Raw genomic sequence first — 10,378 nt, forward strand, 5'->3', positions numbered from 1 at the left:
GCCACGGCCTGTCGACCGGCGACGTGCCGTGGACGCCGCCGGGAGGGGTCTCCCGCCCGGTGCCGATGTGCGCGGCCGACGCCGCCCGCCTGGCCGACGGCCTGGAGCCGGTGATCCGCAAGGTCGTGACGGCGAACGGGGAGGAGCGCCCGCACTGGGAGGCGGGCACCAGCTACCGCCCCTGGGCGAGCCCCTACTTCGAGAACAAGCTGATCGACCTGGCCCTCGTGCCGGAGACGATGTTCTGGCCCCAGCCGGCCCGCGTCACCACCGTCCCCGACCTCACCGACATGCCGATCAACCAGGCCCGGATCAGGGCGCTGCGCGCCCAGGTACGCCTGGACCTGCAGCGCATGGACCCCGACCCGCCGCCCACCGAGGGCGTCGTGGTGCAGCAGCAGCCGGCCCCGGGCGCCCGCGTGCTCAGGAACACGACGGTCACCGTGTGGCTGCGCTTCCCGCTGCCGTACCCGACGTGGCGCCGGCAGCACTGACGGGGCCGCCGCCGGCCGGGTCGCCTCAGTGCCGCCTGCCGGGCAGGGCCTGGGAGATCACCGAGCCCAGCCAGTTGATCGTCTGGCCGGCCCGGTAGTACACCTTCGGCGGCAGGTACGGCATCACCGAGGAGTGCCGCAGCCCCAGCAGCGTGACCATCTCCAGCGGCGGCATCTCGATGTAGCGCGGGAGGTTCTCGTACCACCGGGAGCTGTTGCGGGCCGCCTTGCGGGCTCCCCGGATCGCGGACCTGCGCTCCCGCTCGTACGCCCTCAGCGCCCGTGGGAGCTCCGTCTCCGAGTGCAGCGCGTGGACCAGGATGGCGGCGTCACCCAGCGCGAGGGCGGTGCCCGCGCCGACGGAGTAGTGCGTGGTGTGCGCGGCGTCCCCGGCCAGGACGAGGTTGCCGCGGTGCCACGTGCGGTTGGTCAGCGTCCGGAACGTCAGCCACTGCGCGCTCCCGTCGGCGTGCGCCCGGCCGATCAGCGGATGCCCCTCCAGCGTCTCGGCGAAGAGCTTCTCCAGGATCGCCAGGCCGTCGGACTCGTTCGCCTCGTCGAGCCCGAGGCCCTTCCAGGTCTCGGGCGCGCATTCGACGACGACCGTGCTGTGGTCGGCGCTGAAGTTGTAGCCGTAGTACCAGATCCAGCCGTGCTCGGTCGTCACGAAGGCGAAGGTGAACGTGTCGAAGACCTTGCTGGTGCCGAGCCAGGTGTAGACGTTCCTGCCGACGTCGACCTTGGTGCCGAAGTGGTCGGCGTGACGCTCGCGCAGCGCGCTGTTGACGCCGTCGCCGGCCACGATGAGGTCGGCGTCGGCCAGCTCCTCCTCGCCACCGATCTCGCGCTCGTACTCGACGCGCACGCCGAGGGAGCCGGCCCGCTCGGCGAGGATGTCCAGCAGCCGGTGGCGGCTGATGCCCATGCCGACGTCCGCGTTGTCCATCATCACCGTCGCGCGCTCGTGCACGTCGACCTGCCAGCTGTCCCAGCGGACCGAGCTGTCGGCGATGGCGCGGGCCGACTCGGGGTCGGCGCCGTGGAGGTTGTCGAACAGCTCGTCCGAGTAGGTGACGCCCCAGCCGTACGTGGAGCCGACCGGGTTCCGTTCGTAGACGGTGATGTCGTGGGACCGGTCCATCCGCTTCATCAGGATGGAGAAGTACAGGCTGGCGGGTCCGCCGCCGACGCAGGCGACCTTCACAAGAACCCCCGATTGTTACGCAACGTAGTTTTACGACACATAGAGTAGCCACGAGGGACGGTGGGGTCGTGACCTCACCACGCGGGACGCGGGTCATGAAATGGCCAAATGATCGGAGACCTCCCTCTCCTTGACATAGGCACTATGGCTTTGATTACGTCTCAGCGAGGTGAGGAGACGACGATGCCCCTGTCCGCACCGCGCCTGACGCCCCTCGAAGAGGGCGAGTGAGATGTACCGCCGGTTGCTCGTTCTCGCGCTCGCGACGTTCGCCGTCGGCACCGACAGCCTCGTCATCGCCGGCGTCCTGCCCGAGGTGGCCGGCTCGCCGCGGGTGAGCAGCTCGGCCGCCGGTCGGCTGATCACCGCCTACGCCCTGGCGTACGCCGTCTACTCCTGGGTGGCGGCGCGGCGGCGGGCGCGGGAGGCCCGCAGGTTGACCGCGTTCCCGCAGACGCGCACGTCGTGCCAGGCTCCGGCGTTGTTGGGCGAGCGGTCGTAGAAGGCCACCGGGCACGTCTCCTTGCGGCAGGTCTTCAGCCGCCGCCAGACGTCGCCCTCCTGGGCCCGGAAGACCTCGATCGCGAGGATCCCGGCCAGGACCTCCGCACCCGAGCCGGCCGGCTCCAGGACGACACGCCCCGTCGAGTCGACGCGGGCGACCAGTGCGACGTCGCCGACCCCCTCGCCGTTCCCGCCGAGAAGTTCGACGGTGGCGTCACGGAGTGCGCGCAGGCGTGGCAGGTCCGCCGCGCGCAGCCGCGGCCCGCGCGCGTTCGCCCCGGTCTCTCCCGACCAGGCGTCCACCGCGCCGTCGGCCCACGTCTGCGCGTCGCGTACCGTCCCGAGCAGATCGTCCGTACGGCCGGCCCGGGCGCGGGTGTTGAGGAAGTCCTGGACGAAGGCGAGACCCGAGGGCGCCGGAACCATCCTGTAGCGCTCTGACGCGACCCATCCCACCCCACGATGCTACCCGAGCGACAGACTCAGTCACGCTCCGCCTATGTCGCCTCAGAGCGTTCTGGTCATGAAGGCGCTGAGCGGGTCGGGCCGGTAGTCCGCGAACGGCTCGCAGTACTCGAAGCCGAACTTCTCGTACAGCCTGCGGGCCGGCAGGAAGAACGCGTCCGACCCGGTCTCCAGGCTCAGCCGCGTGAACCCCATCCGGGTGGCCTCGGCGATGATGTGGCCCAGCAGGAGGGAGGCGATCCCGCTCCCCTGACGCGCCGGCGCGGTGCGCATGGACTTCACCTCGGCGTGGTGCGGGCCGAGCCTCTTGATCGCGCCGCAGCCGACCAGGTCGTCACCGTCCTTGACCGACCAGAACGTGACCTCGGGCCTGCGCAGCCCGTCGAGGTCGAGGGCGTGCTTGCTCTCCGGGGGCGTGATGGAGCGCATCTGCTGGACGTGCTCGTCGAGGAAGCCGGCGATCTCCGGCCCGGAGAGGTCGTCGACGATGATCTCCATGCTGCCCCCTTGTGATCGGTCAGCCCCAGAGTAGGAGATGTCCCGACATGCCGAACATGTGAAAGGGCCGGCACAGGGGGTGCGCCGGCCCTTTCGTTCAGGGGTGTCAGCACTCGATGAAGATGCTCTTCCAGCCGACCGGCGTCCGCTGCTCCGCGTTGCGGTCGGACGGGAGCTTGAAGTGCATCACGCCGCCCGTGTTGGGCTGGTTGTACATGCGCCCGGACTGGCCGTCGCCGTACCACTTGTACGACCCGCCGTACGGGATGTTCGACGGCCCGCAGGCGTCGATGAGGACGCTCCTGCCGGTGAACCCGGGCCCTTCGTAGGCGATGTACTGGGAGGCGTACGCGGCGCCGGCGGTCAGGGCGATGATGCCGGCCGTCAGGGCGGGGACAAGGACGAGTCGCTTCACTGTGCTCCTTGGGACGAGCCCCGCTCGCCGCGGGACGCCTCTCATCATGCACATTCAGTTACTGATTCAATACTCTCCGTGGAGCAAGGTTGGTGTCACCGGCCGACGCGGCGCGGTCCGAATTACGCACTGTCCGCCGCCGCCCCGGATTCCTACGCTCAGGGCCGGACGAGCCGCGAAAGGACTGACCCCATGACCACCGACCTCGTGAACAAGGCAGGCACCAGGCACCCGGTCCCAACCCGGGCCGGCGACGAACGCTTCGTGCCGATGGCCGCCCGGATCGGCGCCGTCGCCGCCGAGCACGCCGCCGAGCACGACCGGGACGCCACGTTCGTACGGCCCGCGTACGAGGCGATGCGCACGGAGGGCTACCTGCGGCTGGCCGTGCCGGCGGAGCTGGGCGGGCTGGGCGCCACCGTGCGGCAGGTCTGCCACGCGCAGGCCGAGCTGGCCCGCCACGACGGCGCCACCGCGCTCGCGATCGCCATGCACCAGTTCAACACGCTCACACTGGCCTACCTGCGCCGGCACGGCGCGCCCGGCGCCGAGGACACGCTGCGCCGGGTCGCCGGGGCGGGCCTGGTCATCGCCACCAGCGGCGGCTCCGACTGGTTGTGGCCGGAGACGGTCGCGGTCCCCGACGGGGACGGGTTCCGGGTGAGCGGGCGCAAGGTGTTCTGCAGCCAGGCTCCCGGCGCGAGCGTCGTGACGACCTGCGCCGTGGTGGGCGAGCCGGGCGAGGGCGCCGAGGTCATCCACTTCACGGTGCCGCTGGCCGCCGAGGGCGTCCGGATCGAGGAGACCTGGGACACGCTCGGGATGCGCGGCACCGCCAGCCACGACCTCGTCCTGGAGAACGTGCTGGTCAGCGGCGACAGCGTGGAGGCCCGCCGACCCTGGGGCGAGTTCGGGGCGCCGCTGATGACCGCCGGCGCGCACTTCGCCCCCGTCGTCTCGGCCGTCTACTTCGGCATCGCCGCCGCGGCCCGCGACGTCGCCGTGGCCCAGGCGGCGGGCGGGTCACGCGGGCCCTCGGCCATGGCCGGCCTGTCCCGCGTGCACCGGCAGATCGGCCTGATGGACGCCCGGCTCCGGGTGGCCTGGTGGGCGCTCATGGGCTCCCTGGACGAGCTGGGCGACGAGTACGCCTGCGACCCGCCCGCCGTCGTGACCATGATGCTCGCCAAGCGCGAGGCCGTGGAGGCCGCCGTCGAGGTGGTTAACCTGGCCATGGACCTGGCCGGCGGCCGCTCGTACTTCCGCCGCTTCCCGCTGGAGCGGGCCTATCGCGACGTCAGGGCCGGCGCCTTCCACCCGTTCACGCCGGAGGCGACGCTCTCGTACGCGGGCCGCGTCACCCTCGGGGACCCCGGGGTCAGCGAGTGACCACGCCGAAGAGAGCCGCACTCCCCGGCGTGGAGCTGCCGGACACGGAATCGGAATGCGTGGAGCTGGAGTACGAGGATCGAGGGACCGGCGAGCCGGTCGTGCTGATCCACGCCGGGCTGTGCGCCCGCTGGTTCGCCCCGTTGACGGACCAGCCGACGCTGTCGGAGCGGTACCGCCTCATCCGCTACCACCGGGCCGGTTACGCCGGCAGCACCGCCCGGCGCCCCTCGGCCGACCTGTCCGGGGAGGCCGGGCACTGCCTGCGCCTGCTGGATCACCTGGACGTCGACCGGGCCCACGTCGTCGGCCACTCCTCCGGCGCGGCCATCGCCCTGCAACTGGCGCTGGACGCGCCGGACCGGGTGCGGTCGCTGGCCCTGCTGGAGGCGGCGCTGCAGCAGGCGCCCAGCGGGCCGGAGTGGTCGCGGACGGTCTTCGTCCCGGCGATGGAGCGCTACCGCGCCGGGGACAGGGCCGGGGCGGTCGACACGTTCCTGCGCGGGGTCTGCGGGCCGGGCTACCGGCGGGTGCTGGAGCGGGCCGTTCCCGGCGCTTTCGACGAGGCGGTGCGCGACGCCGGCACGTTCTTCGGCCACGAGCTGTCCATCGTGCGGCAGTGGACCTTCGGCGCGCGGGAGGCCGGGCGCCTCACCCGGCCGGTGCTGGCCGTCATGGGCGAGCTGAGTGAACAGCTCTCCCCGATCTGGGGCGAACGGCACAAGCTGCTGCTGTCCTGGATCCCGCACGCCGAGCCCTTCGTCCTGCCCGGCGCCACCCACCTGCTGCACGCCCAGAACCCGCGCGGAACGGCGGAGGCCCTGGCGGCCTTCTTCACCCGATCCACTGACGAGCGGTGACGTCCTCAGCGGGGCGCGCGTCGGCCTGCCCGGCCGGGCGCGCGTCGGCTCGCCCAGCCGGCCGTACGTCGGCGAACGGGCTGAGCCGCCCCCAGCCCGCCAGCTCCCTGACCAGCCACGGCGGCGCGGTCACCGCCATGCCCTCGGCGCGCTGCGCCTGGGCCAGCGTGGCCGAGCCCGAGTACCAGCGCACCAGCCAGGCGGTGTCCACGGTGACCACGCCGTCGTCGTCGAACCCCGGCGGCTGGACGCACACCTCGTTGCCGGTCCTGGCCAGGACCAGCCAGTACCGGTCCGGCCGCGAGCCGTCGGTCAGGTCGAAGCGGACCACGATCCGGCGGCGCGGCAGCGACGCGGGCTGGATCATCCGCGACAGCATCCACAGCGCCATGTACGGGTCGAGGTATTCCGGCGGGACCTCCCGCCACCGCGCGCCCCAGGTCCCCAGCGCCATGCACACCTGGATCAGGTCGAGCCCGCAGTCGGTCAGCCGGTACTCCATGACCCGGCCGTTCTGCCCGCGGGTGATCACCCCGTCGCGCTCCAGCCGCCGCAACCGCTGCGAGAGCACGCTGCGGGGCATGCCGGGCGCCCCTTCGAGGATCTCGCCGAACCGGTGACAGCCCACGAACAGGTTGCGCAGGATGATCGGCGTCCACCGCTCGGCGAACACCTCGGCGCCCAGCGCGATGGGGCAGTACTGCCCGTATCCCTTCATCCCGCCACCATCCCCGCATCCCCCGTACCGGGGAAGTCTGTTTTCCGTACTTCGCCCCTCACACCGCGATACTCCCGTGACCATTCCGAGCAGCCCTGCCAAGCGCTCGATCATCTAGAGTTGCGGCGTGAGCGGAGACCTGATCCCGCAGCCGCCAGAGGCGCGCATGTCCGACGCGGACCGCGAGCGCGTCGCCGGCAGGTTGCGGGAGGCCGTCGGCGACGGGCGGCTGACGCTGGAGGAGTTCGAGCAGCGACTGAACGGCGTGATGGAGGCGCGGACGTTCGGCGACGCCGTGCCGTTCGTGTCCGACCTGCCCGGCGCTCCGGTGGCGGGAGCGGTGCCGGAGTACGCGGAGATCCGCACCACCGCCTCGACGCTCAAGCGGCGCGGCAAGTGGGTGGTGCCGAGGCGGTTGCGGGCCAGCGCCAAGGCCGGGTCGGTGAAGCTCGACTTCACCGACGCGATCATCTCGCACCGGGTGGTGGAGATCGAGCTGGACGTGTGGGCGGGCTCCACGACGCTCATCCTGCCGGCCGGCTCGTCCGTCGACCTGGACGGCGTCGAGCTGATCGCGAGCCAGTCCGCCGTACGGGGCATCACGACCTCGCCGTTCCCCGGGGAGGGCCTGCACTTCGTGGTGCGCGGCCACCAGCGGGCCGGTCGGCTGGTGGTGCGGTCGCAGCGCCATCTGGGGCGCATGCGTTGGTGAGACTCGCTCACGTTTGGGCCTTGTTGACCCGACGATAACGACGGATGCTGACGGCAGGTCAAGCTCAGCCGTGAGAGGTGTCCGTGATGCGCCGCCGATCCGTCGCCGTCGTCCTCCTGCTCCTGACCGCCACTCTGATCTCCCTTCCGGGCAGGTCGTCGGCGGCCTCCGACGTCCGCGGGTTCGTGGACGGGCACAGCCATCTGTTCTCGTACGAGGCGTTCGGCGGGATGCTGCTGTGCGGCAAGCCGTTCGACCCCGGCGGCATCGCCAAGGCCCTGACCGACTGCTCCGACCACTACCCGAACGGCGCCCTGGCCTGGTTCGAGAACTTCACCCGCACCGGCTCCCCGACCGGCACCCACGACCCGGTGGGCTGGCCGACGTTCCGCGACTGGCCGGCGCATGACTCTCTGACGCACCAGCAGGCGTACTACACGTGGGTGGAGCGGGCCTGGCGCGGCGGGCTGCGGATCATGGTCAACGACCTGGTGGCCAACCGCCAGCTCTGCGCGATCTACCCGCTGAAGAAGAACTCCTGCGACGAGATGACGATCATCAGGCTCCAGGCGCAGCGGGCCCGCGAGCTGCAGGACTACATCGACGCCCAGAACGGCGGCCCCGGCCGGGGCTGGTTCCGGCTCGTCCGCGACCCGGCCGAGGCCAGGGCGACGGCCGCGGCCGGCAAGCTCGCCGTCGTGCTCGGGATCGAGACGTCCGAGCCGTTCGGCTGCCGCCAGGTCTTCGGCATCCCGCAGTGCACCAGGGCGCAGATCGACCGGGGCCTGGACGAGATGTACGCGCTCGGCGTGCGCAGCATGTTCGTCTGCCACAAGTACGACAACGCCCTGTGCGGCGTGCGGTTCGACTCCGGCACCCAGGGCGCCATCGTGAACCTGGGCAACCTCCTCAGCTCCGGCTCCTTCTGGCAGGCCCGCACCTGCACCGGGCCCGAGCACGACAACCCGATCGACCCCGGCGGCGTGCTGCCCGACCAGCTCGCCGCGCTGCTGCCGCCCGGCGTGTCGCTGCCGGTCTATCCGCCCGCGCCGCACTGCAACACCAAGGGCCTGACTGCCCTGGGCGAGTACATGGTGCAGGGCATGATCCGGCGCGGCATGCTGATCGAGATCGACCACATGAGCGTCAAGGCGGCCTCCCGTACGCTCGGCCTGCTCGAAGCGGCCGGCTACCCCGGCGTCATCTCCTCCCACAGCTGGGCCGACCCGAACTACTTCGAGCGCGTCTACGCCCTCGGCGGGATGATCACCCAGTACGGCCACGACGCCCAGGACTTCGTCGCCGAGTGGCGCCGCACCCAGCCGCTCAGGCAGGCGCACCAGGTCGCCGGGTACGGCTACGGCCTGGACGTCAACGGCCTCGGCCAGCTCCCCGGCCCCCGCCCCGGCAGCTCGGTGACCTACCCCTTCCCCTCCTTCGACGGCAGCGTCACCCTGGACCGGCTGCGTACCGGCGAGCGCACGTGGGACGTCAACGTGGACGGCGTGGCCAACTACGGCCTGGTTCCGGACTGGATCGAGGACATGCGCAGAATCGCCGGTCCGGACCTCGTCCAGGACATGGCGGGCGGCGCCGAGGCATACTTGCGCACGTGGGAGGCGGCGACGGCGGCCGCCCCCGTCTGACCGCCACGGAAACAGACGGCGCAGTCTCGGCAACCAACCCCTCAAAACCCGCTAAAGCCGTCCAGCACCTCCAAAATCGCCTTATATCCTGTATCTGACGCAATTGGGGTGATTCAAACTCGTCGATACGGGGGCGAGCGGAGCTGGGGAGCCCGCGATCCTTCGTGACGGGAAGGCGCGTGACCTATGGGCTCCATCCGTAACCGATCCCACCACTACAGCGCCGTGCTCGGCCGCCTGCACCAGGACTTCCCGATGATGGACAGTCACGAGGTCGAGAGCATGGTCAAGACGGCGGCCGACTGCGCCCGCCACGTGGGTTGCACACCCACGGACGAGGTTGTCGAACGTCTGGCGCTCGAACACCTGCGCGCCCGCATGGCCACCCGCGCCACCTTGCCACGCACCGTGAGGGCGTAGACCGCAGCAGCCGCGCGGCTCATGCTCACACTGATGCGCCACAAGGAGTATGAGCCATGTCACCGAGAGTTCTCACCCGGACTTCATGACGGCCTCAGGCCGGTCACAAGGGCGTCGCCGACCGTCGAGTCATGAGCACGACGACGGTTACAGCGCCTCGGGTAGAGGTCGCACGCGGGACCCGCCTGGTCGAGGTCGTGGTTCCCGTCCACAACGAACGACGGGTCCTGGCGCGGAGCGTCCACCGGCTGCACGCCTACCTGACCCGTACCTTCCCGTACGGCTTCCGGACCACGATCGCCGGCAACGTCGGCACGGACAAGACCTGGCAGATCGCCGCGAAGCTGACCCGTGAGCTGCCGCACGTGCGGGCGGTGCGCCTGGAGGAGAAGGACCGCGCCCCCAGGAGGCCCGCGCCGCCCTCCGGCCCGCGATGGGCGCGCCCGGCGATGTGGGGCGTCCTGGCCCTGGCCGCCGTCCTGTACACGTGGGCGCTGGGCCGGAACGGGTACGCCAACGACTACTACTCCGCCGCGGTCTGGTCCGGCACCCAGAGCTGGAAGGCGTTCTTCTTCGGCGCCCTGGACAGCGGCTCGTACATCACCGTGGACAAGCCGCCGCTGGCCCTGTGGGTGATGGGCCTGTCGGCGCGGATCTTCGGGTTCGGGACGTGGAGCATGCTGCTGCCCCAGGCGGCGGCCGGCGTCGCGGCGGTGGCGCTGGTGCACTCGGCGGTGCGGCGCGCGCTCGACGGCCCGCACGCCCACGTGGCGGCGCTGATCGCGGCCCTGGTGATGACGCTCACGCCGATCACCGTGGCCATCAACCGGGACAACAACCCCGACACCCTCCTGGTGCTGCTGCTGGTCGCGGCCGCCTGGCTCTGCCTGGAGGCGGTCCACGGCGGGCGCACGCGCCCGCTGCTGGGGGCGGCGCTGCTGGTCGGGCTGGCGTTCAACACCAAGATGCTGCAGGCGTACCTGGTGCTGCCCGCCTTCGCGGGCGTCTACCTGCTGGCCGCGCCTGGCCGGCCGGCCCGGCGGATCGGGCGGC

General features: G+C 71.4%; 12 protein-coding genes. 7 read left to right on the forward strand and 5 right to left on the reverse strand.

Going from position 1 to position 10,378, the window contains the following annotated elements; all coding sequences use genetic code 11:
- A partial coding sequence (locus KME77_RS03555) for a PASTA domain-containing protein (RefSeq protein ID WP_219461889.1) occupies window positions 1-494 on the forward strand: 494 nt, incomplete at its 5' end.
- A 25-nt stretch (window positions 495-519) separates the two neighbouring features.
- On the opposite strand, the gene KME77_RS03560 is transcribed toward KME77_RS03555, so the two are convergent.
- The 4 genes from KME77_RS03560 to KME77_RS03575 form a co-directional block, all read right to left on the reverse strand.
- Window positions 520-1,698 carry an FAD-dependent monooxygenase gene (locus KME77_RS03560; RefSeq protein ID WP_219461891.1) on the reverse strand — a complete coding sequence of 393 codons (1,179 nt, stop codon included), beginning with the start codon at window positions 1,696-1,698 and terminating at the stop codon, window positions 520-522.
- 390 nt (window positions 1,699-2,088) lie between these two features.
- A complete protein-coding gene (locus KME77_RS03565) occupies window positions 2,089-2,628 on the reverse strand; it encodes a CGNR zinc finger domain-containing protein (protein WP_219461892.1) in 540 nt (179 codons plus the stop codon).
- A gap of 81 nt (window positions 2,629-2,709) precedes the next feature.
- Window positions 2,710-3,165, reverse strand: a complete 456-nt coding sequence (locus tag KME77_RS03570) for a GNAT family N-acetyltransferase (RefSeq protein ID WP_219461894.1) — start codon at window positions 3,163-3,165, stop codon at window positions 2,710-2,712.
- A 106-nt stretch (window positions 3,166-3,271) separates the two neighbouring features.
- Window positions 3,272-3,580 carry a MiAMP1 family antimicrobial peptide gene (locus KME77_RS03575; RefSeq protein ID WP_219461896.1) on the reverse strand — a complete coding sequence of 103 codons (309 nt, stop codon included), beginning with the start codon at window positions 3,578-3,580 and terminating at the stop codon, window positions 3,272-3,274.
- A 192-nt stretch (window positions 3,581-3,772) separates the two neighbouring features.
- Here KME77_RS03575 and KME77_RS03580 point away from each other — a divergent pair, with 192 nt between their 5' ends.
- Complete coding sequence (locus KME77_RS03580) at window positions 3,773-4,969, forward strand: acyl-CoA dehydrogenase family protein (RefSeq protein ID WP_219461898.1); 1,197 nt, start codon at window positions 3,773-3,775, stop codon at window positions 4,967-4,969.
- A complete protein-coding gene (locus KME77_RS03585) occupies window positions 4,966-5,829 on the forward strand; it encodes an alpha/beta fold hydrolase (protein WP_219461900.1) in 864 nt (287 codons plus the stop codon). Before KME77_RS03580 ends, KME77_RS03585 begins: the two co-directional genes overlap by 4 nt.
- Here the strand turns inward: KME77_RS03585 and KME77_RS03590 are convergent.
- On the reverse strand, window positions 5,804-6,547 hold the full coding sequence (locus tag KME77_RS03590) for a winged helix-turn-helix transcriptional regulator (RefSeq protein WP_219461901.1): 744 nt from the start codon (window positions 6,545-6,547) through the stop codon (window positions 5,804-5,806). The genes KME77_RS03585 and KME77_RS03590 overlap by 26 nt on opposite strands.
- A 127-nt stretch (window positions 6,548-6,674) precedes the next feature.
- Between KME77_RS03590 and KME77_RS03595 the strand changes: the two genes are divergently transcribed.
- From KME77_RS03595 to KME77_RS03610, 4 genes are all read left to right on the forward strand, one after another.
- Window positions 6,675-7,259 (forward strand): DUF1707 SHOCT-like domain-containing protein, encoded by a 585-nt coding sequence (locus tag KME77_RS03595; protein ID WP_219461902.1) that lies wholly within the window; start codon window positions 6,675-6,677, stop codon window positions 7,257-7,259.
- Window positions 7,260-7,345: 86 nt separating this feature from the next.
- A complete protein-coding gene (locus KME77_RS03600; RefSeq protein WP_219461903.1) occupies window positions 7,346-8,905 on the forward strand; it encodes a membrane dipeptidase in 1,560 nt (519 codons plus the stop codon).
- 186 nt (window positions 8,906-9,091) lie between these two features.
- On the forward strand, window positions 9,092-9,325 hold the full coding sequence (locus tag KME77_RS03605; RefSeq protein WP_219461904.1) for a hypothetical protein: 234 nt from the start codon (window positions 9,092-9,094) through the stop codon (window positions 9,323-9,325).
- A gap of 131 nt (window positions 9,326-9,456) precedes the next feature.
- On the forward strand, window positions 9,457-10,378 hold a 922-nt coding region (locus KME77_RS03610; protein WP_246609115.1), incomplete at its 3' end, for a glycosyltransferase family 39 protein.

This window comes from Nonomuraea rhizosphaerae, assembly GCF_019396405.1.
Classification (GTDB): Bacteria; Actinomycetota; Actinomycetes; order Streptosporangiales; family Streptosporangiaceae; genus Nonomuraea; species Nonomuraea rhizosphaerae.

Coding starts and splice junctions, on each gene's coding strand:
- KME77_RS03605 (WP_219461904.1), top strand. CDS start 9,092: ATGGGCTCCATCCGTAACCGATCCCACCACTACAGCGCCGTGCTCGGC.
- KME77_RS03590 (WP_219461901.1), bottom strand. CDS start 6,547: ATGAAGGGATACGGGCAGTACTGCCCCATCGCGCTGGGCGCCGAGGTG.
- KME77_RS03600 (WP_219461903.1), top strand. CDS start 7,346: ATGCGCCGCCGATCCGTCGCCGTCGTCCTCCTGCTCCTGACCGCCACT.
- KME77_RS03580 (WP_219461898.1), top strand. CDS start 3,773: ATGACCACCGACCTCGTGAACAAGGCAGGCACCAGGCACCCGGTCCCA.
- KME77_RS03565 (WP_219461892.1), bottom strand. CDS start 2,628: ATGGTTCCGGCGCCCTCGGGTCTCGCCTTCGTCCAGGACTTCCTCAAC.
- KME77_RS03570 (WP_219461894.1), bottom strand. CDS start 3,165: ATGGAGATCATCGTCGACGACCTCTCCGGGCCGGAGATCGCCGGCTTC.